Source organism: Caldivirga sp. (assembly GCF_023256255.1).
GTDB lineage: Archaea > Thermoproteota > Thermoprotei > Thermoproteales > Thermocladiaceae > Caldivirga.
In genome coordinates this window covers 1-22,356 of sequence record NZ_JAGDXD010000027.1, presented here as the reverse complement: position 1 = coordinate 22,356, position 22,356 = coordinate 1, and the positions used below count along the sequence as shown (strand labels likewise).

Below are 22,356 nucleotides of genomic sequence, written 5' to 3'. Positions count from 1 at the left end.
TGGGTTAAGTAAAGTCAACGGCGTGGTTTTAATTGATAAGTATGGTAGACCATTATTGAAGCTTAGGATTGTGGTTAACAGTGAATGCAACTTCAACTGCTTCTTCTGCCACTTTGAGGGACAGAATAGGCATGTTCCATCATTGACGCCTGAGGACATTGGTTTCACCGCTGAGGTTGCCATGAGGGTTGGCGTAATGGACTTTAAGTTAACTGGTGGTGAACCACTATTACGTAATGATATTACTAAGATAATTGAGGAGCTAAGTCTGAGGAAGCCCAAGGACCTATCCTTAACAACTAATGGTTACCTCCTCGGCGAACTAGCTTCAAGGCTTCGTGAGGCTGGATTAATGAGGCTGAATGTGTCACTACATAGCCTTAAGCCTGAGAGGTACGCATTCATAACTGGGACAAGCCCTAAGGTGTTTAATAAGGTTATTGATGGGTTACTTAAGGCTAAGGATGCTGGATTCAGCAATGTGAAGCTTAACATGGTTGTTACTAAGGTTAACGTTGATGAGGTTGATGATTTAATAAGCTTCGCTGCAAAGCATGGCTTCTCACTGCAGTTAATAGAACTCATGCCGGTTGGGTATGGGGAGGTTTCATTTGATGAAAACTACGTTGACTTAAATATAGTAGTTAAGCAGCTCATGGAGCGGGGAAGGTTCCTTGGAAGTAGGGTTGACTTACATAATAGGCCTCTGTTTAGTGTTGATGGGGTTAAGGTTGAGATTGTGAAGAATTACATGAATCCAAGCTTCTGCGCTGGCTGCACCACAATGAGATTAACAAGCGATGGTTGGCTTAAGACCTGCCTCTATAAGCCTCCCTCAGTTAAGGTTTGGGATCTCATTAAGAATAGGGATGTTGATGGGTTAATTAAGGCCTTCCAGAGGGCTAATGAACTGAGGGAACCAAACTTTAAGGATTCCAATACTCAATTAAAGCTAAGTAACATTAAGGTTAGGTTAAGGGTTGGCTAAATGCACTCACCCCTATATTTATAAACCAACATGGTTATCTCATTCCTAATATTCCTTAACCTATCTAAGTTATCCTTAAGAGCCATGAGCTTACCCTTATCTTCATCCTGGAGTTGACTTATCTCACTCTTCAACTTAAGCTCACCATACTCAGTCTCCATTTCGGAAATCCTAGCATCTAATTCACCTATTATCCTAGTCAACTTCTCAATCCTCTCATCACACTCCCTAACATACCTTTCCCTCTCATTTTCCAACATCTTCCTAAACTTATCCACTAAATCCTGAGGAATTCTCTCATTATTACTAATCATGTTAAGCATTACGTCACCTAACTTAAGGAGCATTTCATTAACCTTCCTCAACTTACTAACAGTATCCTCAAGCTTAGCCTTAACATCATTAATGGTTGCCTCCAGCTCATTCTTAGGCTTAACAACAATAACCCTTTCCTCATCATTAAATTTAAGCACATTATTAGCGGTACTATATTTAATGACCTGCCCATCCCTACTCACGTTTAAGCCCATTACCTTCACCATCAAGTTATTGCCATCACGGTTCACTTGATAATCCACAGAAACCACCCTACCTAATTCTCTACCGTTATCATCAATAACCCTCCATCCCTTGTAGGACTCCATCTTCCTCCTAACCTTGTCCTCTCTCCTATTAAAGAACGATAAAGGCATTAATTGAATAACCTCATTAATGTTAAATAACCCTATTGGTTAATTTAAAATAAAAACCAAGAATTCAATGCCTAAACACTTTAAATCCTTAATTAAAATACTTCACTATGAACGTGTTCAGTGTAAGGCTTAGTAATGGATTAAGGGTTGTTGGATCACACATACCTAATAGTGAGGTTGAGGCCATATATGTTTTCTACAATGTTGGGGCTAAGAACGAAAAGGACGGCATATATGGGGGTTCCCACCTTGTTGAGCATGTACTCTTCAGGAGTATTAAAGGACTAGAGAAGAGTATTGATGAGCTAGTGGAGGGGGTTGGTGGCTACTTCAACGGTTTCACCACCTACGATACAACAGCCTATGTTGAGGTTCTCCCCATTGATAAGGCTGAATTAGGCTTCATGATTGAGTCTAGGAGAATGAGGAATGCTTTATTTCTTGAAAATGAGTTTGAGCTTGAAAGGAACATTGTATTGAGTGAGTTCGACATGGGTGAGAATGATGAGGAATTTAGGATGATGCTTGTGGCTGGTAGGAAAATGTGGGATTCACATCCATATAGGCATATGGTTATTGGCGTTAGGAGGGATCTTGAGACCGTTAAGCGTGATGAATTATATAACTACTATAGGCAGTACTATAATCCATCTAACGCAGTCCTAGTTGCCGTGGGAGGTTTAACGAAAGAGGATGTGGGAAAGCTTGCTGAGTTATACTTCAGTAAGATTGAACCTGAGGGGGTTAAGGGGGATGTTGAGCCTTGGGATGAGCAATTCAACGGTGTTATTAAGATAACTATGAAGGGTTCAACACTTGTTCCTAGGCTTCTTACATTATTTAAGTCACCTGGCTTACATAACGCCCAAGGCTTCTCAAGGCAGTTATTCGTAGATTTCATATTGATTGGCGATAGGCGATTAGCCTATGGTTTAACAGCAGGTGAACCAGCCTCAATACCTAGGTTTGCTAGGTTATATAGGCTTGTTGAGGATGGTACCGCCTCAAGTGTTTACGCCAGTTATGAATTAACGTACATGAATGGCCCCTACGGTATAGTATTGAGGGGGGTTAAGGACCCTGATAAGGCCTATAACAAGTTGATTGAGGTTATTTCAGAAAAGCCTAATGCCGATGAGGTTAATAGTGCAATTGCCAGAATTAAGGCTAGGCTATACAGCACCATTGACTCCCCCAGTAAGCTTGGTCAATTGTACGGTGTGGGTGAGTTATTCGCCAATGACCCAGAACACCTAGTGAAACTGATGAGTAATGCCCAAAGCTTAGGGGCTGAGGATTACGTTAATCATGTGGAGGAGCTTATAAAATCAGCGGTGGTGGTTTACTATGGCTAAGGTAATGAAGCTAAGCCATTGGAGTGAATCACTTGTTGTTGACGTTAAGTTAAACCTAGGTTTAGTTAATGAGGATGTCCCAGGGTTATCAAGGGTATTAGTTAACTTATGGAAGTGGTCAAGGGGAATCATGGAGCTGGAGAAGAATGGGGTAACTGTATCCTTCAGTAACTCGTGGGATCAATTAACGGTATCAATAAAGACCCATAAGGGTAATTTAAGCCTACTTAAGGGCCTGTGGGATGCATTAACAAAAGTTGACCTAAGCCTACTGGATAGGGCAATTAATGAAGCATCAACGCAGGTTAACGTAGCTAGGGAGGATACAGCTGCAAGGGCAATGGCTGAGGCGCTTAAGGGCTTAATACCTGGTTCACCCTATGGAAATCACCCAGAGGTTCTTCTTGGGGTTGACTTAAGTAGGGTTAAGCCTGAGGATGTTAGGAGAGCCCTTGATAACTTAGCCTACTACTCAGTGACTGCAATAGGTGGTGATGTGGATATAGGCGGCTCCCCGGCTAATGCAAAATGGCCAAGCGTAAGGAGGTATGGGGATGGTGAAGCTAAAGTGAAGTTAAGCGGTAAGGTTCAAAGCACTATCGCCGTTGCCTACCCTGCGGACTCAATATATGGCAGAGTCTTCAACTACATGGCCTTCAATACGCTCCTAGGCGGCATGGGTTTGATTAGTAGGCTTTACGTTGAGATTAGGGTTAAGAGGGGTTTAGCTTACTATGCCTACTCAACTTACGTACCCTTAGGTGGTGTTGGCTTCTTGATTGCGTTAGCAGGTACGAGGGAGAAGTACGTTAATGAGGTTAAGGAACTCATACTTAAGACAACCGAGTCAATGAGCGTAGTTAACGATAATGATGTTGAAATGGTTAAGGGTAATCAGAGGGGGAGGTTAACTGTTAGGGCTGAGTCACCAGAGGGATTGACACAAATGTATTCAATAATACCCCTGTATGGTTTACCTGAGGATTACTACACAAGGTATGTTAACTTCTTATCAAACCTTAAGAATAGTGATATAGCAAGCATTACCGGTGAGTTGGGGCGTCATTACATGGCGGTTGCCGGCCCTTAAAATTAGGCTGGTTCAACATGAGTGTTCACGGCTACTACTGATGGTATACTTCTCATTATGTCACCTTCAAGTTCATTCACAATCCTATGCGCATCTTCAACACTATACCAACCTGGAACCTTAATAACCAGGTCAATTGCGTAACCGTTGCCAGTATTCTTAACCTTAACATCAGAAACAGCTACATTATGATCCCTTGCAATACCATATACCCTGCTTGCTATGCCTGGATTAACCTGATCAAGTAGTACATTAATTGACTCCTTGAAGTAATTAATCCCTAGATATATTAGGTATGTTGCTATCGCAAGGACAGCTATAGGCTGGATTAGGGGTATTACTAGTGAAGCAACCATTGCGGCTGCAATTAGTACTGCATCCAGTAAGTCGGCTATTGCATGCCTAAACTCAAGCTTAAGTATTAAGTCATTCGTCTTAATGTAACCAATCCTCAAGTAAAGTAACCTACTCAGCACTAAACCAGCTACAGCGATTACCACATACATTGAGTCTAAAGGTACCTTCTCAACAACACCCTTAGTAATGTTAATAATGGTTTCAACCATCAACCAAAGCGACGCACCCATTATTATTAATGCAACAGTGTACATCGATAAGTACCTGTACTTAAAGTGCCCATATGGGTGATCCATGTCAGGTGGTTTTAAGGTTGGCCCAAGCCCAATGTAAAGTGAACCCAGTATTACAACATCAAGCATTGTGTGCAAGCCATCAGCAATAAACACTGGTACACTCATGATTAATCCAGTTAAAAATTCGGTAATCGATGTAGCGCTAACAAGTAATGTTGCCACCTTTAGATATAACCTAGTATTACTCCTCATTGGTACTACCTCATTACCATTAGCCCGCTGGTTCTTAAATAAATTTCCAGGCATACTCGATTCCGATAACGGTATAGATTTCGGAATTTATAAACCTAACCCTACTAGGTTCAATATTAAAATAGTGAACGGTTTATTAACCTGAAGACGCTAGTCAATTAGATGGTGATTAGTGAGGAATTCATTAATGATGCGTTAGATAGGATTAAGCCAGGTGAAGTAATAATAACATACACTAATGACCAATCATCAGTAGATATTGATGATTTAGTATCGATTAAGATAAACATTAACGATGATGAATACTCAATATTAAGGCTAATAGCTGTAGCTAAGGCTCATAATGACCCAGTATTAATAACTAAGTGGGTTATAACTGATGAACTAGCGAACAGGAAGTACAGTAGGGTTGGTAGTTTAGCACTCTTAAGTAGAATAATCGACTACATACTGATAGAATCTGGTTATGATACATATGTTTCTAGATCATTTAATAGTCAGGAATTAAGGCATACACTCATTAATGGTCCTCAAGACTTAAAGTTAAGGGCGCTTGAGGCCTTAGGTTTAGATGTGCCATTTAGTTTCAAGATGGCTAATAGGTTTGATAAGATCGATGATGTTGTTAAGGGGTTAAGTGGGGAATTCATAAGTAGGTACCTTGACTTAAGAAGTTATTTACTTAACAATACATCTCTAGAGTACCTACTTAATTACCTAGACCTATTGTTTAGAAATGCTTAAACTTTGTCAATAATTCAACTTTATATTTAATTAGAAATACCTTTAATAGAATGTGGAAAAATACCCTTAAGTCAAGAAAATCCCACGGAAAAACTTATAAAATAAGGGTAAGTAGAGCAAATTATGATAACAATAGTGGGATCAGGTAGAGTAGGTGCAACAACGGCGGCATTCCTAATGTTCTATGAACTAGATAATGAAGTAACGCTAATAGATGTAATCAAGGGCCTACCCCAAGGAGAGGCCCTTGATCTTAATCATGCAGCGGCAATATTAGGGAAATCCGTCAGATATAAGGGCAGTAACGATTATAAGGACATGGAGGGTAGTGATATTGTCATAATTACTGCAGGCCTAGCTAGGAAACCAGGCATGACTAGGGAGGAGTTAGCCGGCAAGAACGCTGAAATAGTCTCATCAGTCGCGGATCAGGTAAAGAAGTATGCCCCTAATTCAATAGTAATTATAACAACTAATCCGCTTGATGCAATGGTTTATGTACTATATAAGAGACTTGGGTTCCCTAGAAATAGGGTTATTGGCTTTAGCGGTGTCCTCGATTCTAATAGGATGGCTTACTACGCTTCCCAGATAATTGGAATAGCGCCAGAGTCAATAATCCCGGTTGTGCTTGGGCAGCATGGTGAAAACATGTACCCTGTCCCTGAAGCATCCTTCGTATACGGTAAGCCTTTAACAGAATTCCTAACTCAGGATCAGTATAATGATATTGTTAAGAAGACTATTCAAGCAGGCGCTGATATAACAAGCTTAAGGGGATTCAGTAGCAACTGGGGTCCAGCAGCTGGCTTAGCCTTAATGGTTGATTCAATAAAGAAGAATAGGAAGAGGGTTTTTGAAGCCTCAGTGTACCTTGATGGTGAATATGGTGTGAAGGATGTTTTCGCCGAGGTACCTGTGGTATTGGGTAAAAATGGTGTTGAGAAGATAATTGAATTAAGCCTAACCCAAGAGCAGAAGCAAAAGTTTATGCAGAGTATTGAGGCTGTTAGGAAGAATTTAACCCAAGTACCACCGCAATACCTTAAGTAATGGGTTAAAATTAATTAAACCCAATTAACCCCCTTCTTACCAATGACATTAAGTAAGAATGATGTTAAGGAACTGTTGATTGACTTACTGAGAATATATAGTCCAAGTGGTGAGGAAAGGAGGATTGCTGATTTTATTTCAAGCTTCCTTAGGCAACGTGGCGTTGAGGCTTGGATTGATAATGCTGGTAATGTACTTGCAGTAAGGGGTAATGGTAGGAGGGTTTTATGGCTGCATGCGCATATGGATACTGTGCCAGGCTTCATTGATGTTAAGGAAGAGGGTGACTTAGTTTATGGTAGGGGTGCTGTTGATGATAAGGGACCACTTGCATCAATGATTACCGCTTTCCTAAATTCTAAACCTGAGATAACCCTAGTATTGACTCTAGTAACTAGAGAAGAGAGCGATAGCTTAGGGTCACTAAGTCTAATTAGAGGTAATGTCCCTAAACCGGATGGTATAATTGTTGGTGAACCAACTAACATGCATATAGCATACTCCTATAGGGGGAGCGCCAGGGTTGAGATTAAGTGCCTTGGCCAAGGAGGACACACTGCTGGACCTGGAGTTGAGGATAACCCAATATTGAAGGTCTATTCAACCTTCAATATCATGGCTGGTAAGCTTGGTAATGGGCAATCAACTGAATCATATACTGTAACACCCACAGTCATCAACTGCGGTGATCACCCAAGTAAGGTACCAACTGAATGCATAATGACTGTCAATGTTAGGATACCGTTAAATTCATCATGTAGGGAACTTAGTAACATTATTGAGGGTATTGAGTGCGCTAAGGTTATTGACTGTACCGATCCCATAACTGTCAATGTTAATAATCCAGTGGTTAGGTCATTAGTGAGGGCAAGCTTAAGGAATAATGTTAAGCCACTCCTCTCGAGGAAATTAGGTACAAGTGACATGGCTATTTTAGCCAAATTAACATTAAACCTAGCTGCCTATGGGCCAGGAGACCCAACACTCAGCCATGGACCAATTGAATATATTAACATTAATGATATTATGTTAGCCAGCAGCATTCTCACTAATGTTATTGACGAATTCGGACGCATAAACGTGCAAAATTCAGAAAGAGGATAACTTGCTTCAACCTCAATTGGCTTCATTTAGTTCACTCTGAAAAGAATCAATATTACATTTATTAGAGGCTGTGGGTTAGATTTCGATAATCATGTTGTCTTTAGCGGTTAAGGTGTGTGGAAAAACGTCACTGGCGCATTTAAGGAAATCCCAGTAGTATTCGTAACCGTATCTAAAGCTCATGTGAGTAAGTACCAGTAACTTAACGCCAGCCTCCTTAGCATCCAATGCAGCGTCTAGGCATGTTGAATGCCCCCTACTCTCAGCTTCCTTAGCATCATTAGGTAAGTATGTTGAATCATGAATAAGTACTGATGAGCCTTTAGCTAGCTTAACCACGCCATCGCCCGGTGAAGTATCACCAGTGTACGTCACTGTTAATGACCTATTACCCACATTGCTCATAACCATAGTTGGTTCAATAACCCTGCCATCCGGCAACGCAACAGTTTCACCCATTTGAATCCTCCTCCAGTAGATTACTGGTATGCCTAGCTCCCTAGCCTTATCTGGATTAAACGTACCGATTGGTCTCCTCAATGTTACTGAGTATGAATTATTCTGAACAGTATGATAAGTGGTCACGTATCTTAACTCCAGGTTATCCACCGACTCAATTAAGGTAATTTCACTGGCCGGCTTAAGTTCAATAATGTTAATTCTGAAGGATGAATTAATTGGAGTTGGCGCGAAGTCACTTATCCCCACTGGACCTATCACTGTTACTGGGGTAACCCTATTGAGCATTAGCATTGTTGCTAATAGACCTGGTAAACCGTTAACGTGATCAGCATGCAGGTGGGTAACCATTATATGTGTTAACTTAAGTGGACTAACCCCAATACCCTCCAATCTCCTAACAGTACCCTCACTTGGGTCAATAAGTATCCTATACCTATCAACCTCAATTAACACACCAGGCAATTCCCTGCAGGGCCTAGGTATGGCTCCACCGGAACCTAGGAACACTATCTTAAGCATTACTCGGTTAGTTTTCAGTGTAATTTAACTAAATCCTCAAGCATTAACCTTATGTGATCACGTGGAATCAAGCGCAAACACTTTAATCCATATTGCATTCATCACCATAACATATTATAATGGCATCATCCTCATCTTCACCTTTACTTCCATTATTAGTTAAGGTTTGTGATATAGACGGTAGTGGTATTGCGTGTGTAAGCTTATTTAAATTACCCCTACCTTGAACTATTAGCCAGGTCATTAATGCTATACCCATGTTATAGAGGACTATACCGGAGCCAATGTACTTGTCCCCAATTACACCCTGGCCGTAAACCTCAACAAGTATTGCGGTGTGATTGGCCATAACAACGTAGGTGTAGTATGTTAAAACCGCGAAGGCGCCAATGACGTAAAGTAGAAGTAGCCCTGAGCTAGTTCTGTTTCTTGCATTTCTAATGAAGAATATTGTTGAGGCCAGTGATAATGCATCAAAGGACAAGAGCGATGCCAGTATGAGCGTGTCAAGCACAATATTAAACTCTGCATTACCATACAGCCACAGGTGTATTAGTAAGTAATCTATCGTATAGGCAATGGCAAGTACTGTGATTATACCTCCCCAATACAATATGTTAATCACTATCCCTGGTATTGGACCGCTTTGCGCTTGGCTCACACTTGTTTACCTTACAACCCTTTTTTAAGTATTACGCTAATATTATTTAAATATATCGGTCATACACATATGGTTTAAAAATGGTTGAAAGTTAAATCCGAGTAGGCTTATGGATTACTGTAAGCTTAAACTTTTAATAACTTGATAAATATTAAAATTAATATTTAACTAGTTTGATAATCTCAAAGTCATTACCCCTAAGTCTGGATATGAATCCTTCCTTCTCAAGGCTTGCTATAGCTCTACTTAAGTAGGATAATGGTACTTTAAGGATCTCATCCCCATACCATTCGCTTAGTTTATCTGTTAGTTCCATTAAGCTCCAATTTACCTTGCTACTTGCCTTATACTCCTCGCTCATTATCCTCCTGATGAAGTTTGACAAATCCTCGACAAGGTTCCAGGGATACATGAACCACACCCACTCCTTAACCTCATAGGCGTAGTAGTCTGGTTTAAATTTGGCTACGGTTGATATCCACTGTAGGGCACCTGTCTTAACATCGGCATTAGGCCACCTTGAGATGACGTGATCCTTAGCAATTATTACACTGTCACCGGTGTCAACAATGTCATCAACCACTAGAACTCTTTTACCATTTAGGTCTATTTGAGCAACCGGATACTTGATGTATGCTTTCTCGGAAACTTGAGCACTACTAGGCCAGTGAACTACCTGTAGGCTAACTAAGTCATTGATTCCTAAGTTATCGCAGAGTAACCTAGCTGGGACGTAACCGCCCCTAGCTATGGCCACAACCACGTCTGGGATCCATTTGCTTTCAATTATCCTATTCGCCAGGGTTGAAGCCCACGTTACTATATCATCCCAACTAACTAACTTAACCGGAACCTTAACCACAATTAGATTTAAAGGGATGCCCCTGATTTATAAGTATTAAGCCACTTTAACCGCTCACCTGAGGGTGGTTGTTGATGGCCTTACCACCCTTGGGTTCACTGCGGTCTCCCTCGGGTGGGCTACGGTGGTTCGGCCACCCTCACGTACCAGGGCCAAGGCTTACAGGGAAGGGACTATAAAGCTTATGGGAATTCCCCAAATGGGTTATAAACAAAGAAAATAAACACAAATGAAAACAAAAAGCCATTTATTAACTCGAAAAAAGGATACAGCCCAGTATTAGGCAATGTGTCTAATCACCCTTGAGCACTAGTTTAAGGAGAGCCATTCTAAGGGGTACACCTAGGGCTGATTGCCTAAAGTATTTAGCGTACTTTGTCGAGTCCAACCTATGATCAACCTCATCAACCCTAGGCAGTGGGTGGAGTACTATTAATGTATCCTTAGCGCCAATTAATGATTCTGGAGTAACCTTGAAGCTTCCCTTAACCCTCTCATACTCCACCGGGTCAGGGAACCTTTCCCTCTGTATTCTAACCACATAGAGTACATCTAGTTCGCTTAAAACCTCATTAAGGTTTAAATGCAGGCTATAACTCATTCCCCTCATCCTCATGAAGTCCACAAGCTCCCTCCTAGGCCTCAGTATCTCAGGGGATATTAAGCGTAGCTTAACCTTAAAGTTACTTAGTAATTGAACTAGGGAGGTGACAACCCTGGCGTACCTTAAGTCACCCAGTATGCCTATTGTTAAATCATCTATTCGCCCATACTCCCTCCAAATGGTGTATGCATCAAGCATTGCTTGGGTTGGGTGATTCTGAGTACCATCACCGGCATTCACCACTGGTACGGTGGCTATGTCAGCGGCATACTTAGCTGCGCCCTCAAGGCTGTGGCGTATTACTATTATGTCTGAGTAGGAGTCAAGCATCCTAATAGTGTCACCAAGACTCTCACCCTTAGCCACTGAGGATGCCTCCACTGAGCCAAAGCCTAACACTCTTCCACCAAGTCTTAACATTGCAGCCTCGAAGCTTAACCTAGTTCTTGTGCTTGGTTCAAAGAAGGCTGTAGCCATGATTTTACCGTCAAGTATATTTAACTTGGATTTAGCGTAATTCTCCATTTCCTTAGCCTCATTGAAGAGTTGCATTAAATCCTCCCTGTTGAAGTCCAGGGATGATATGACGTCCCTGTTTAACCAAGTCAAGGAACCCTCGCCTACTACTGAGTTGGTGTTTATAAGTTAAGCGGATTTGTATGGTTCAAGAACTACCGGTGGCTCATCACCAATGGGTACTGATAGTATACTCTTAGTCCTCTCAGCAAGATGCTCTACAATAACCATGTCCTCTGGGTATACTTCACCTATAACGTTGAACCTGGGGTTTGGTGGTGCATCATCCTTAAATATCCAGACCTGGATGTACTGGGGGTTATTATTCACTACAGTAACCGCGCCCTTAAACCTCCTAACAATGTTCCTTGGTTTAATGTTGTTCTCACCGGCTGCAGTTAATCCAATTGTCTTCTCCTTAATTCTGACATCATGGAACTCTCTATTAAACACCTTAGCCTCCTCCTCGGTTAAGCCGTCGTAAACAATGACCCTTATTCTAGTCCTCCGCTTAGCATTAGCCACCTTCCTTAGGTCTTCATCAGATGGCAGTGGGTCACCTATGAGTACCCTATCTATGTATCTTGAGTTGAGGAGTATTGAGGCTGAGTTCTCAATATCCATGTGCCTAAGGCTCTCCACCGTGGTTCTTTCCCCATCTTTAACGGATATGAATATGCCAACAGGTATACCCCTAGTGTGGAACTCCTTTGACTTAGCTAATGCATCCTCAAGGCTTAATCCAGTGTACTCCCATGGATACCAGTCATGACTGGCCATTAGGTTTTCCGGCTTTTTAACCAATCTAAGCAGCTTATCTAATTCATCAAGTGGGAAAACACTTGCATTTAATTCGACCTTAATTCCAAGGTCATTATTAGCCATTGTTGCTAATTGCTCCAGGTTAAAGCCCCAGTCAGCCCTAACCCCCTTAATGCCTACCTTCCTGAAGAAGCTTAAGTCGCTTGGAGATACGCCTAGGTCTGAGAGCACCTTGGGATTAATGTCCACGAAATAGTAGTAGCCTAGTTCATTAGCCAACTTGGCAATATCCTTAACTAAATCCAAGTTATCAAGCCCCACTCCAGACCATGCCTCAGTGAAACCCAGCTCTGAGGCTTTCCTCATTATCTCCATAGTCCTAGGCACGGTCTCCCTCCTACCCACAGCAAAGGATATACCTATGCTTTTAGCCATGAATACTGAACGGTATTCGATATTTAAGGATTACTCATTAAGCTTACATAGGGTTAAGGGTTTTAGTTTAATTTTAGGTTTAGCTAATTATATTTAAGAAATTTATGATGCTAAGTTAACGTTATTATAAATAATATAAATTTGATTGAGCAAAGATTTATTAACCCTCTGACTCCTGGGAATAACAATGCCCAGGATATTAATAGTGGGTGGTGGGATAGCTGGATTAACCGTAGCAACCACGTTGACTCAAAGAATAGGCACTAAAGCTGAGGTTACCGTATTGACTAAGGAACCATACTATGTAGGTGGACCAACTAGACCACTAGTGTTAACTAATGAGGAGAAGCTTGAGAGGATAATTAGGGGTTACCACAATGTGGGGTTGAAGGGAATTAAAATAATCTATGGCACAGTTACTGGGATTGATCCAGCGAATAGGATTGTTAAGTATAATGAATCACCACCATATGGGGCTAAGGGTGGTTCATTAAGTTACGATTACCTAGTAATCGCGCCTGGGGTAGTGTTTGATGGAAGTGGGATTAATGGATATGATAAGTGGGGGTGGATTAACACTAATGTTTATGACCCAGGCATGTTAATGGAACTGAAGAATAAATTATGGTTAATTAACCAAGGTACAGTACTGGTGTACGCACCAAAGGCACCCTACCGCTGTGCCCCAGCACCCACTGAAACCGCCCTACTGGCTCATACTATCCTTAAGCATAGGGGTGTTAGGGATAAGGTTCAGGTCATTCACATAGATGCCAATGATAAGACACAGCCACCTGCAATAGCTGATAAGGTTAAGGAGATTTATGATAAGGCTGGAATAGAGTTAATTACTAACCAGGAAATAGTGGAGCTAAATGACCATGAGGTTACCACCAAGAGTGGTGAGAGGTATAAGTTCAATGTACTTGCCATGCTTGAACCAAATAGAGCCCCATCATTTATTAGGGAATCCGGCTTAGGTGATGAATGGTTTAACGTTAGGTCACCAGTGGACTTAAGGAATGTTAAGTATGATGACGTGTTAGCTGCTGGTGATGTCGCAAAGCTGCCGTACCCCAAGAATCAGGAAATAGCTTTTGAAAGTGCACTATTTGTGGTTAGTAAGATAATGGAGGATCTTGGGATTAATGATAGGGTTAATACGCAATATGCCTTCATTGGTTGGGCATACTTAGGTAACGTGGAAGGTAGGTTGGAGACCTTAAGTCTTCAATTTGGGTTTGATTACACACAGCAGCCGCCGAAGGTTATTAAGGACCCTGATCCAAAGCGTGAGTACACTGAGCAGAAGGACCATTGGATGCAAACATACCTCGGTAAATTATTTGGTCAAGCCTGAAACTACATTACTCATTAAATAAGCTTAAAGCTATTTTATTGTTCAGTAGAGGTTAGGGTGAGTGTTAAGTTTATTTAATATGCTTAGTGCTGTGTCTTCATGAGGGCGATTGTTTTCGAGAAGAGTGATTTAAATGACTTAAGGGTGGTTGAGTTAAGTAGGCCTAAGCCTAATCCCCATGAGGTAGTCATTAGGGTTGTTGAATCCGGTGTTAACCCTGTGGATTACTATACTGTTACTTCAAGGTGGGTTAAACCAATGCCACATATACCTGGTGCTGAATTCACTGGTATTGTTGAGGAGGTGGGGGATCATGTGTCAACTGTTAAGCCTGGTGACAAGGTGGTGGTTTATGGTAGGGTTTTCGACGGTACCTGTGACTTATGCTTAGCCTCAATGGAGAACCTATGCAGGAATGGTGGCATAGTGGGCATAGTAACTAATGGTGGTTGGGCTGAGTACGCTGTTGTGCCTGATAGGAATTTAATTAAACTACCTAGTGATGTTAATTGGGACTTGGCGGCAAGTCTACCTGTTGCCGCATTAACATCATACCACGCCCTCAGGGAGGCTAATTTAAGGGCTGGAGAAACACTAGTCGTCTTTGGTGCATCCGGTAACACTGGTCAATTTGCTGTTCAATTAGGTAAGCTAATGGGGGCTAAGGTAATTGCGGTAAGCGGTAAGAGTTGGGTTAGTGAATTAGGTGCAGATTACGTTGCTTCAATTAATAATGTTAAGGATATGGTTGAGAAGGCTACTGATGGTAGAATGGCTGACGTGGTTATTGATCCACTTGGGGAGAGAACATGGAGTGTAAGCGTATCACTGCTTGGGAGGGGTGGTAGGTGGGTTACCTTTGGTCAATTGACTGGTGGGGAGGTTAAGATTCAATTATCGTTACTGTACTCTAATCAATTTAAGTTAATTGGTTCAACTGGTGGGACCAGGAGGGAGTTACTTGAGTTAGTTAACATTATGGGTAAGCTTAAGGTTAAGGTTGATAAGTATTATGAATTAAGTGAAGCCAGGGAGGCGCTTACCAGGTTATTTTCACCCCAGAGGAATGGAAGAATAATGATTAAGATTAGTGTTTAAACTTAATTCCACACTTAGGCTGAACTCCTCCTCCAAGATAATACAGCGTATATTACGTAAAGCAATAGTGCATTAAAGAATGCGAAGAAGACTAGGCTCCCTAATAATAGGCCTGGTTGAACCGAAACAAGGCTTAGTAATGCATTGATTTGTGGAGTTAAGAGTTGACTAATCGTTAACCACTTAGCCACATTAAGGGCGAAGCTTAGGCCGTATGCCTTAATCAGCGCCTCAGCTGCGGTAACCGGTGGAACAATGGCGTAAGGTACGTGAGCTAACCCATTCATTACCTCAGCTGAATCCATCAGCATTGGTGTTAATATGAGTTTAAGCGCCTCAATGGGTTTACTGGTTACTTTAATTGAAACCACTAGTAGGGCTAATATTATGGCTCCAAGGACAATATTCATGTAAAACATCCAGCTAAGGTTAAAGGTGGGTTTATATAGATCATAGAATGTTGACGGTAAGTATGAGGGTGGATGCCCAAGTATAGACCATGCGACAGTCGGTGAATACTGGTAAACAGTGTAGAGGTACCAGATGACGAAGATTGAGTATAGGATGCCGAAGGTTAAGCCCACTATATTACCGACCCTATGTCCCAGCTCATGGTACTCATCCCTACTTGATGCATACCTCCAGCCATGTATTGATGACAGTAAGATGCCCGTCATGGCTATTGCCCCGAATAAGGTGGCCAGGAGTAGTGGTGGATAGGTTGGGTTACTTAAAGTCTCGGTTAAATTAACAGATAGCGTAAAGCCTGTGTTTGATGCACTGCTTGGGGTTATTAAAACACCTGCAGGGTAGTTTATGAACGCGAACACTAGTCTAAACATTGCTGGGATTACAGTTAAAGTAATAGCCATGGCGTAACCCACTGTAATATGCTTAATTGGGCTAAGCCTATTGAATGACCTGTAGTATAAGCCTATGAGGGGTAGAGCTATGGCTACACCAAACACTATTGCAATACCCCAAATTGGCCAAAGCAGTACACCAGCTATGTTAGTGAAGACCGGCAGTAGACCTGCTAAGAACACCGTCACTATTGTTCCAAAGACCCCACCTATGGCGTACACTGCTATTAAGTAGTTTGATAAGCCATGGGCAATGTCAATGTAAGTCCTCCTACCACTCCTATACCCCAATAGCTCAAGCGTAGGCAGTAACCAACCTAAACCAAGCACAGTGTACACTAGGGGCAAGTGCACTGAGAAGGCCCATGCAATTAAGGCCACCGTTACCACAACTGGGGAGACCATGATCTCACCCTAGTACTCAACCACCTGAGTTGGCTTCTCTCTCCTAGGCCTAGTGTATAGGTAAACCATGTAGACTGCTAGGGCCGGCATAGCTACCTCAACTACTATGATAAGTGCAATCAACCAGCCTGGTAAGCTTAAGTTAGGATTAATTAACCCGCCCTCATATATAGGCACCCCGGTTACCATAGGTGGACCACCATTTAAGCTGGGTGACGACTCAACTAGGATAAAGGGAACCCTACCGCTCTCTGATGTTACCGCACCGCCTATTGAGGCTAGGGCAGCGAAGAGGGGCATGGTGTATGGGCCAGTCCTCTCTAGGAATGATGCTATTACCTTAGCCCAATGGAATCTACTGAAGAAGCCATTAAATAGGTACCAGAGGGACAACCCACCACTCCATACACCAAGTAATACACCTAATGTAACCATGAAGCCTAGGTAAAATATCGGTAGGAAGTCGAAGGGAGCTAGGGGTGGCCTTACATTAGCAGGCCATGAGTAATAACCCCAGAAGGTGTGGTTAAAAGTACCATATGCGAGGAAGCTTAGTAGTGGATCAACCTTAAGGCCTTTCCAAAACATGCCCTCAATTGCAGCTAACTTTAATGGATCAAATTGAAGAACTAGCTCACCTTGATCATGACCAAGTATAAAGCCCTCAATAGCAGTCATAATGGCTACACCAGGTATAAGAACCTTAAGCACCTTAGCCTGGTCAGGCCTATGTTCATGCATGTAACCATACAGGTATATTGCACTCACCACGGACCATGTTAATATTGCCGCAGCCAGTATGCCGTGGAATATGAATACGTTGGCACCCCACCAGAACATGTTCCATGCATCCGTAGGCTTAGCCCAAGTGACTAGGTAACTTGTTAAGCCAGCTATCGTTTGATTGGATGCGGCCAAATTTTGCACAATCATGCCAGGGGGCCTCATGCTTAATGAAGCCATGACCGCTAGTATATTGTAGGCACTCCAGTATCCTCCGAACGCTGCAGCTAAGCCGATTACCCAATGTACCCACCCATTTCTTACCTTACCCCACGTGAATACGTAGAGTGGTAGAAGTATCACTTCTGTTAAGAAGGCGAATAATTCTAGGTAAAATGGTAAAACTATGGCTGAGCCTATTATTGTAATGAAGTTGCTCCATATAGTCACTAAACCAAACTCAACCAATGTACCGAACGCTGCACCAACTCCAAAGAATATAGTTGATACTACTGAAAACATCCTAGCCTTATCGTACCAATCCTTATCATGCCTAGTTAAGTACAGGAATTCTGCCACCACAGCTATTAGTATTGTCCCAAGAAATGAGGATGCTAAGCTTAAATGGGCCAGTATACCAATTGCACTTAACCACCTAGCTTCATCTAAAATCACATTCCAAGTGATTGGTAATAAGGGACTGTAACCCATAGGTACCTGAATTTATGTAATAACCTCCATTATTTATAAGCTTTACTATAATTTAATATATTTATATATGAATATAAAAAGACTATGCTATAGGAAAATTTACTAATAGATTTTTAATATTCCATTTTTATTCTAATTTATATCCAATTAGATGGATCTAATTATTCACGTACTCTATCTATTGAACCTAAGAATTATCGTATTTTAATGAACCGTAAGGGATATTAATCTGAGCCACAGATACAATATATAAGCGGAATGTCCAGGAAAAACGATGAACGCTTAATGGATGATGTAACGGAGGAATTAGAGAAGGCTGGAGCTAAGTCTGTAGTTATTGATAAGGATGATTACTCATACACTATTGTAGCCAACGTGGATAAGGGTAATTTAGGTAAAATGGTCCTTAAGATAAGTTCAGATTCATCCACAATACCAAGGAGTCACATAGTTGATTTACTGATAATGCATAAGGTCTTTAATGCCAAGCCAATACTGGTTGATGAGAGTAGGAGAAATGAGGAACTCCAGGATGGTGTTCTTTATGAACACTCAGGCATACCTCAATTGAATCCGAACACATTCAGGGATTTACTTAAGGGTAAGCCACTACTCTTTAAGAATGAGGGTGGTGTAGTTAAGGTTAGGATAAAGGGTTGGTTACTGAGGGAACTTAGAATGAGGTATGGTTTAAGCCTCGGTGACCTAGCTGAGTTGCTCTCTGTTAGCAGGAAGGCAGTGTATGAGTATGAGAGAGGCACTATTGATGTTAGCGCTGAGAAGGCTCAACTACTTGTTGAATTATTTGGGGATGAAATAGTAGAAGGCTGGAGTCTAAGTGTTAAGGATCCTGAACAGAGGATTATGGAGAGGAGGGTTGAGTTGGGTGATGTACTTCACCTTAAGGTTAAGGAATCATACCTACTGGTTCATACTCACGGTAAATACGCCACAGTGACTGATAATGGCAATGTACTCTTAGGTAGTGAGAACAGTAGAGAGGCTGAAGAAGTATCAAACATACTTGGCGCCCGCTACATTAGAATACAGTAAATCCGCAACTCCAGTTGGACTGACTCCTTCCCTTTATTTGGGTGGTTTCCTTTGCCTGTGGTATTATTGGCCATGGGTGGGTAGCGCCCTTACTTGGATGGGTTAAAAGCAGTAATAATACCCTAATCCCCAATAAAAACCCAAAAACAAGACTTTAAGTACCTAGTAAGTGCGGTTATGCGTTTAAACTAGAACTATGCAGTGGCTAATGTGGGTAAACTATTTGGTACTAATGGGGTTAGGCTAGAGTTCACTAAGGGTAGTTACGACCCAAGTTTCTTAGTAAGGTTAGCTGAAGCCATAGCAACATACATTAATACTGGCGATGTTTTGATAGGCTTTGACGTTAGGGTAACAAGCCTACCCATAGTGGGTGTGCTTTATGGAGCATTGTCAATGCATGGTATTGGAGTTGACGTGATAGGACCATTGCCAACTCCAATACACCAATACTTAACTAAGGCTTGGGGTTATAGGGCTGGAATAATGGTAACTGCCAGTCATAATCCACCACACTACAACGGTATTAAGCTGATGGATAGTAATGGTGTTGAGATCAGTAGAAAAGCTGAGGAGGATGTGGAATCAATATTCTTCAGTGGGAAGTATAAGGAGACCGTGGATTATAGGGATATTGGGTCGGTCAGGTTCATTAATGTTGAGGAGGGGTTAAGGGATTATAGGGATCATTTACTGAGTGTAATTAATGATGAGCCGATTAGACGTAGGGGGTTTAGGATAGTGGGTGATTTCGCAAATAGCGTTAATTCAATAGCACTTTCATATGTTTTAAGAGGGCTTAACGTTAAGGTTTACTCAATTAATGGTCACCTCGATGGTGAATTCCCAGGTAGGAATCCTGAACCAAGGCCTGAGAACCTTAACATAGCATCAAGGGCTATTGTTGAAGCTGGTGCTGACTTTGGGGTTGCTTACGATGGGGATGGAGATAGGTCACTCTTCATTGATGAGGGGGGTAACGTATTATGGGGTGATAGGACAGGTACAATACTTGCCTTATCCATGATTAAGAAGGGTGATAAGGTTGTCACCCCAGTATCATCAAGTGTGGTGGTCAAGTGGACTGTAGAGGGCGCTGGTGGTAAGGTTGTTTGGACTAGGGTTGGCTCAGTTGATGTGAGCCATAAGGTTATTGAAGAGGGAGCATTATGTGGCTTCGAGGATAATGGCGGATTCATATGGCCTAAGCATCATCCAGTTCGGGATGGTGTATCAACAACGCTACTAATGATGAAGGTCCTATCCGAGGAGAAGGCTAAGTTATCTGAGCTTAATGCAAAGATGCCGAGAATGCTGACGGCAAGGGAGAGAATAGAAATGAATAGGGAACTTGCAGTAAGGATCGTTGAGAAGCTTAAGGGCAGGGACTGGGGTGGTGAAGTTATAGCAATAGATGGACTCAGGGTTAATTACATTGACTCCTGGTTCCTAGTGAGACCAAGTGGCACTGAGAATCTACTTAGAGTAGTAATTGAAGCATCAAGTAGTGATAAGTTCAATGCCCTTAGGCGTGAGGTAATGGGTATTATAGAGGATGAGCTTAGGAAACTTAGTAAAGAGGCTCTAGGTACTTAATGATTTACCCCTCAGGGGAGTAAAGAGACTACGTCAGAATGTTTAAAAACTCGTGAACTATTTTTAATCAATGAGCTTTGATTCAGCCAAGACATTAGCTGGTATAGGTGCCATACTTGCTGGGGTTGGTATACTTGGTTATGTTATACCATCAATAGTTGGTTTGATACTGTTCCTAGTTGGTATGGTGGAGTTGGCGGATTACTTCAATGATAGTAAGCTTAAATCTGATATAACTGGGTGGTTCATATTTGGGTTAATAGCATTAATAGTGTTAACTGTTGGTGTTTTTCTAGCATTAATACCGTTCACAATGTCATTCAGTTGGTTACACATGAACTACCCAATGATACCTTATCATCCTTACCACCCACTGTTAGCTAGTTTACTGATAATAGTAGTAGTGATTATAGTGACTGCAGTGTTCTTCCTACTATCCGCGGTTTACCTGCGTAGGGCAATGAGTAACATGAGTTCACGTACCGGTGAAGGATTATTTGAGACAGGGGGCTTAATATACTTAATAGGGGCGATTTTAACATTCATAGTAATAGGTGTTTTCATAATTTTAGTAGCCTGGATAATAATAGGCGTAGCATTATTAAGCATTAGGGAGCCTAGCAGAAATCCTTAAATAAATGGATTTAAGGTTGCCTCATACCATCTCCTCGCTATCACGTTTTTAAACCGCTTGGGAAGTAGGGCCATTAGGTAGTATTGCAGTGTATGCATATTTAAGTACCCTAAACTTAACTCATGTTCATTAAAGACCCGAGCAACAGCAGTGTACATACTCCTCTCCGTACACGCATGCTTCTCAAAATTGCTTCCCTTAGTCATTTCACATATTATATTATAATCATGAATGACCCTACTTAGTAATGTTCTCATTGATTCAATGTAATCACTAAATGAGGTAGATTGACCCCTACTAATGTTACCTCCATGTATCCTATACTTAGTTAATCTCTCAGGTATTAGTAATGCCGAACCGCCATAAAGTGCAGCACTATAGTAAAGTATTGAATCCGAGACTACACTAACTTGCTTAACATAATGCTTAACCTTCATTAATGCTTCCCTTCTAATAGATATTGAACTGGCGTTAAATGCTGCACCAGCCCAAAGCCACCTACTGAAGGCTTTTTCATTACTTAGATTAAACATTACCCTTCGGTTAACCTTAGCACAGGGTTTAACATAGGGTGGTACTTTGAAGTAATTCTTAACTTTATGCACCTCTACGCCACTACTGGTAATGCATGAGATTGAATTATGAACGTAAGTTAATTCACTAATATTCTCAAAGAACTCACTCACCATGGCTACCTTACTGTTGGTGAATTCATCATCGTCATCAAGGAACATTATGATATCACCCATAGCCTCCTCAGCAGCCTCGATTATCTTCTTACCTACATGAGGCGAATCATCATCAATTACCTTCAATGAACCTTCAAGTAACCTTATTTCCGGGCTCTTAACAATAATAATCTCATCAGGTGGCTTACTCTGAACCCTAATGGACTTAATAGCCAGGGGTAAGTAAGTCCATCTTCTATAACATGTTACTACTATGGTTACCTTAATTCCCATTAAATTCCTTAAGCGTATCATTATGTTAAAAAGATTCCCACATTCTGACCTCCTCCCCGTCCTGAAGGGTTAGGCCTCTAGGGTGGTTCATTGGTTCCCCCGCTCGGTCGTGTTGTCATTGGTCATTGGGCGGGCAGTCGGGGTGGGTAGTGCACCCCCCATTTTGGATAGGTTGATTATGGCGATGATGTCCCTATCCTCCTTGAATCCGCATCTTGGGCACTTGAGCCTCCTGTAGCCTACTTTAATCATCTTGGTA

General features: G+C 41.7%; 22 protein-coding genes. 11 read left to right on the top strand and 11 right to left on the bottom strand.

The genetic code is table 11. From position 1 onward, the window contains the following. The first annotated feature begins 22 nt into the window (after positions 1-22). Entirely contained in the window at positions 23-988 is a 966-nt protein-coding gene (gene moaA / locus Q0C29_RS03910; RefSeq protein WP_291999351.1) for a GTP 3',8-cyclase MoaA, read from the top strand. Here the strand turns inward: moaA and Q0C29_RS03905 are convergent. Continuing rightward, on the bottom strand, positions 985-1,680 hold the full coding sequence (locus Q0C29_RS03905; RefSeq protein WP_291999350.1) for a hypothetical protein: 696 nt from the start codon (positions 1,678-1,680) through the stop codon (positions 985-987). The two genes, moaA and Q0C29_RS03905, sit on opposite strands and share 4 nt — an antisense overlap. Before the next feature lie 107 nt (positions 1,681-1,787). Here Q0C29_RS03905 and Q0C29_RS03900 point away from each other — a divergent pair, with 107 nt between their 5' ends. Both Q0C29_RS03900 and Q0C29_RS03895 read left to right on the top strand, forming a co-directional pair. After that, on the top strand, positions 1,788-3,035 hold the full coding sequence (locus Q0C29_RS03900; protein WP_291999349.1) for a pitrilysin family protein: 1,248 nt from the start codon (positions 1,788-1,790) through the stop codon (positions 3,033-3,035). Beyond that, entirely contained in the window at positions 3,028-4,125 is a 1,098-nt protein-coding gene (locus Q0C29_RS03895) for an insulinase family protein (protein WP_291999348.1), read from the top strand. Before Q0C29_RS03900 ends, Q0C29_RS03895 begins: the two co-directional genes overlap by 8 nt. Before the next feature lie 2 nt (positions 4,126-4,127). Here Q0C29_RS03895 and Q0C29_RS03890 read toward each other — a convergent pair whose 3' ends face one another. Next, positions 4,128-4,970 carry a cation diffusion facilitator family transporter gene (locus tag Q0C29_RS03890; protein WP_291999347.1) on the bottom strand — a complete coding sequence of 281 codons (843 nt, stop codon included), beginning with the start codon at positions 4,968-4,970 and terminating at the stop codon, positions 4,128-4,130. A gap of 162 nt (positions 4,971-5,132) precedes the next feature. Between Q0C29_RS03890 and Q0C29_RS03885 the strand changes: the two genes are divergently transcribed. From Q0C29_RS03885 to Q0C29_RS03875, 3 genes are all read left to right on the top strand, one after another. After that, entirely contained in the window at positions 5,133-5,714 is a 582-nt protein-coding gene (locus tag Q0C29_RS03885; RefSeq protein ID WP_291999346.1) for a hypothetical protein, read from the top strand. A 123-nt stretch (positions 5,715-5,837) separates the two neighbouring features. Further along, the gene (locus Q0C29_RS03880) at positions 5,838-6,767 is read left to right on the top strand and encodes a malate dehydrogenase (protein ID WP_291999345.1); all 930 of its coding nucleotides are present in this window, start codon (positions 5,838-5,840) and stop codon (positions 6,765-6,767) included. Positions 6,768-6,809: 42 nt separating this feature from the next. After that, positions 6,810-7,871, top strand: a complete 1,062-nt coding sequence (locus tag Q0C29_RS03875) for a M20/M25/M40 family metallo-hydrolase (protein ID WP_291999344.1) — start codon at positions 6,810-6,812, stop codon at positions 7,869-7,871. Positions 7,872-7,946: 75 nt separating this feature from the next. On the opposite strand, the gene Q0C29_RS03870 is transcribed toward Q0C29_RS03875, so the two are convergent. The 5 genes from Q0C29_RS03870 to Q0C29_RS03850 all read right to left on the bottom strand — a co-directional run bounded on the left by Q0C29_RS03870 (position 7,947) and on the right by Q0C29_RS03850 (position 12,692). Then, entirely contained in the window at positions 7,947-8,852 is a 906-nt protein-coding gene (locus tag Q0C29_RS03870; RefSeq protein WP_291999343.1) for a ribonuclease Z, read from the bottom strand. An 82-nt stretch (positions 8,853-8,934) separates the two neighbouring features. Beyond that, positions 8,935-9,513, bottom strand: a complete 579-nt coding sequence (locus Q0C29_RS03865) for a hypothetical protein (protein ID WP_291999342.1) — start codon at positions 9,511-9,513, stop codon at positions 8,935-8,937. A 157-nt stretch (positions 9,514-9,670) separates the two neighbouring features. Then, entirely contained in the window at positions 9,671-10,375 is a 705-nt protein-coding gene (locus tag Q0C29_RS03860) for a phosphoribosyltransferase (protein WP_291999341.1), read from the bottom strand. Positions 10,376-10,667: 292 nt separating this feature from the next. After that, entirely contained in the window at positions 10,668-11,588 is a 921-nt protein-coding gene (gene pyrB / locus Q0C29_RS03855; protein ID WP_291999340.1) for an aspartate carbamoyltransferase, read from the bottom strand. 36 nt (positions 11,589-11,624) lie between these two features. After that, positions 11,625-12,692, bottom strand: coding sequence for a MupG family TIM beta-alpha barrel fold protein (locus tag Q0C29_RS03850; RefSeq protein WP_291999339.1), 1,068 nt, complete (start codon positions 12,690-12,692; stop codon positions 11,625-11,627). Between the two features lie 187 nt (positions 12,693-12,879). Between Q0C29_RS03850 and Q0C29_RS03845 the strand changes: the two genes are divergently transcribed. Then, positions 12,880-14,052: an FAD/NAD(P)-binding oxidoreductase gene (locus Q0C29_RS03845; protein ID WP_291999338.1), complete on the top strand. Its 1,173-nt coding sequence runs from the start codon at positions 12,880-12,882 to the stop codon at positions 14,050-14,052. Positions 14,053-14,151: 99 nt separating this feature from the next. Then, the gene (locus Q0C29_RS03840; RefSeq protein ID WP_291999337.1) at positions 14,152-15,150 is read left to right on the top strand and encodes an alcohol dehydrogenase catalytic domain-containing protein; all 999 of its coding nucleotides are present in this window, start codon (positions 14,152-14,154) and stop codon (positions 15,148-15,150) included. Positions 15,151-15,164: 14 nt separating this feature from the next. Here the strand turns inward: Q0C29_RS03840 and Q0C29_RS03835 are convergent, their stop codons facing one another. After that, on the bottom strand, positions 15,165-16,418 hold the full coding sequence (locus Q0C29_RS03835) for a cytochrome ubiquinol oxidase subunit I (RefSeq protein ID WP_291999336.1): 1,254 nt from the start codon (positions 16,416-16,418) through the stop codon (positions 15,165-15,167). Positions 16,419-16,427: 9 nt separating this feature from the next. Then, positions 16,428-17,816 carry a cytochrome ubiquinol oxidase subunit I gene (locus tag Q0C29_RS03830; protein ID WP_291999335.1) on the bottom strand — a complete coding sequence of 463 codons (1,389 nt, stop codon included), beginning with the start codon at positions 17,814-17,816 and terminating at the stop codon, positions 16,428-16,430. 321 nt (positions 17,817-18,137) lie between these two features. Between Q0C29_RS03830 and Q0C29_RS03825 the strand changes: the two genes are divergently transcribed. The 3 genes from Q0C29_RS03825 to Q0C29_RS03815 all read left to right on the top strand — a co-directional run bounded on the left by Q0C29_RS03825 (position 18,138) and on the right by Q0C29_RS03815 (position 21,135). Next, a complete protein-coding gene (locus Q0C29_RS03825) occupies positions 18,138-18,905 on the top strand; it encodes a helix-turn-helix domain-containing protein (protein ID WP_291999334.1) in 768 nt (255 codons plus the stop codon). A 210-nt stretch (positions 18,906-19,115) separates the two neighbouring features. Next, positions 19,116-20,501 (top strand): phosphoglucosamine mutase, encoded by a 1,386-nt coding sequence (gene glmM / locus Q0C29_RS03820; RefSeq protein ID WP_291999333.1) that lies wholly within the window; start codon positions 19,116-19,118, stop codon positions 20,499-20,501. 70 nt (positions 20,502-20,571) lie between these two features. After that, on the top strand, positions 20,572-21,135 hold the full coding sequence (locus Q0C29_RS03815; RefSeq protein WP_291999332.1) for a DUF996 domain-containing protein: 564 nt from the start codon (positions 20,572-20,574) through the stop codon (positions 21,133-21,135). Here Q0C29_RS03815 and Q0C29_RS03810 read toward each other — a convergent pair. Both Q0C29_RS03810 and Q0C29_RS10840 read right to left on the bottom strand, forming a co-directional pair. Further along, positions 21,132-22,097, bottom strand: a complete 966-nt coding sequence (locus tag Q0C29_RS03810) for a glycosyltransferase family 2 protein (RefSeq protein WP_291999331.1) — start codon at positions 22,095-22,097, stop codon at positions 21,132-21,134. The genes Q0C29_RS03815 and Q0C29_RS03810 overlap by 4 nt on opposite strands. Before the next feature lie 87 nt (positions 22,098-22,184). Continuing rightward, positions 22,185-22,349, bottom strand: coding sequence for a zinc ribbon domain-containing protein (locus Q0C29_RS10840; RefSeq protein WP_367173623.1), 165 nt, complete (start codon positions 22,347-22,349; stop codon positions 22,185-22,187). Between the last annotated feature and the right edge of the window lie 7 nt (positions 22,350-22,356).

What these genes read in the sequence shown, in the direction of transcription:
- Q0C29_RS03885 (WP_291999346.1), top strand. Translation starts at nt 5,133, where the DNA reads ATGGTGATTAGTGAGGAATTCATTAATGATGCGTTAGATAGGATTAAG.
- Q0C29_RS03810 (WP_291999331.1), bottom strand. Translation starts at nt 22,097, where the DNA reads ATGGGAATTAAGGTAACCATAGTAGTAACATGTTATAGAAGATGGACT.
- Q0C29_RS03850 (WP_291999339.1), bottom strand. Translation starts at nt 12,692, where the DNA reads ATGGCTAAAAGCATAGGTATATCCTTTGCTGTGGGTAGGAGGGAGACC.
- Q0C29_RS03840 (WP_291999337.1), top strand. Translation starts at nt 14,152, where the DNA reads ATGAGGGCGATTGTTTTCGAGAAGAGTGATTTAAATGACTTAAGGGTG.
- Q0C29_RS03870 (WP_291999343.1), bottom strand. Translation starts at nt 8,852, where the DNA reads ATGCTTAAGATAGTGTTCCTAGGTTCCGGTGGAGCCATACCTAGGCCC.
- Q0C29_RS03880 (WP_291999345.1), top strand. Translation starts at nt 5,838, where the DNA reads ATGATAACAATAGTGGGATCAGGTAGAGTAGGTGCAACAACGGCGGCA.
- Q0C29_RS03835 (WP_291999336.1), bottom strand. Translation starts at nt 16,418, where the DNA reads ATGGTCTCCCCAGTTGTGGTAACGGTGGCCTTAATTGCATGGGCCTTC.
- Q0C29_RS03890 (WP_291999347.1), bottom strand. Translation starts at nt 4,970, where the DNA reads ATGAGGAGTAATACTAGGTTATATCTAAAGGTGGCAACATTACTTGTT.
- Q0C29_RS10840 (WP_367173623.1), bottom strand. Translation starts at nt 22,349, where the DNA reads ATGATTAAAGTAGGCTACAGGAGGCTCAAGTGCCCAAGATGCGGATTC.
- Q0C29_RS03900 (WP_291999349.1), top strand. Translation starts at nt 1,788, where the DNA reads ATGAACGTGTTCAGTGTAAGGCTTAGTAATGGATTAAGGGTTGTTGGA.
- Q0C29_RS03905 (WP_291999350.1), bottom strand. Translation starts at nt 1,680, where the DNA reads ATGCCTTTATCGTTCTTTAATAGGAGAGAGGACAAGGTTAGGAGGAAG.
- Q0C29_RS03845 (WP_291999338.1), top strand. Translation starts at nt 12,880, where the DNA reads ATGCCCAGGATATTAATAGTGGGTGGTGGGATAGCTGGATTAACCGTA.
- Q0C29_RS03875 (WP_291999344.1), top strand. Translation starts at nt 6,810, where the DNA reads ATGACATTAAGTAAGAATGATGTTAAGGAACTGTTGATTGACTTACTG.
- Q0C29_RS03815 (WP_291999332.1), top strand. Translation starts at nt 20,572, where the DNA reads ATGAGCTTTGATTCAGCCAAGACATTAGCTGGTATAGGTGCCATACTT.
- Q0C29_RS03825 (WP_291999334.1), top strand. Translation starts at nt 18,138, where the DNA reads ATGGATGATGTAACGGAGGAATTAGAGAAGGCTGGAGCTAAGTCTGTA.
- Q0C29_RS03895 (WP_291999348.1), top strand. Translation starts at nt 3,028, where the DNA reads ATGGCTAAGGTAATGAAGCTAAGCCATTGGAGTGAATCACTTGTTGTT.